The organism is Duganella hordei (genome assembly GCF_040369125.1).
Classification (GTDB): Bacteria; Pseudomonadota; Gammaproteobacteria; order Burkholderiales; family Burkholderiaceae_D; genus Rugamonas; species Rugamonas hordei.
Genome location: NZ_BPWI01000056.1, coordinates 1 through 561, shown reverse-complemented (window position 1 = coordinate 561; position 561 = coordinate 1). Strand labels below are relative to the sequence as shown.

Here is a 561-nt window from a genome sequence, read left to right as displayed (position 1 = left end):
CACGCGTACGTCGATCTCCTGACACAGACGTGACACCTGACTCTTGGAGACGCCGCTCATGCCCATGGCCTTGACCAGTTCATCGACCGACCGCGTCGAGATGCCTTGGATGTAGGCCTCTTGGATCACCGCCGTCAGCGCCTTCTCTGCGGTCCGGCGGGGCTCCAGAAAACCGGGGAAATAACTGCGGCTGCGCAGTTTGGGGATTTTGAGGTCGACAGTGCCGGCGCGGGTTTCCCAGGCGCGGTCGCGGTAGCCGTTGCGGCTGTTGATGCGTTCGTCGCTGCGCTCGCCATAGGCGGCCTTGCAAAGCGCCTCGACATCCATCTCCATGAGCCGTTGCAAGGCAAATTGAAGCGTTTGTTTGATGAAATCGGCATCGGCTCCCTTTGCGGCGAGCTCCGTCAATGCCATAGTAGTGGGCGTGGTCATCGTGATTTCCTCTGAGTGGTTAAGGTCTGGTAACCCCAACCTACTCATGAATCACGATGGCCGCCTCATCATTGCTCAAGCCTCGGCGCCGAACTCGGCACCAACTTCATACACCACGCCTGGGGACAC

1 protein-coding gene is annotated in these 561 nt (G+C 59.5%); it reads right to left on the bottom strand.

What is annotated here, in order from left to right; translation table 11 throughout:
* On the bottom strand, window positions 1-432 hold a 432-nt coding region (locus ABWW33_RS33000), incomplete at its 3' end, for a transposase (protein ID WP_353405626.1).
* Window positions 433-561: the final 129 nt, after the last annotated feature.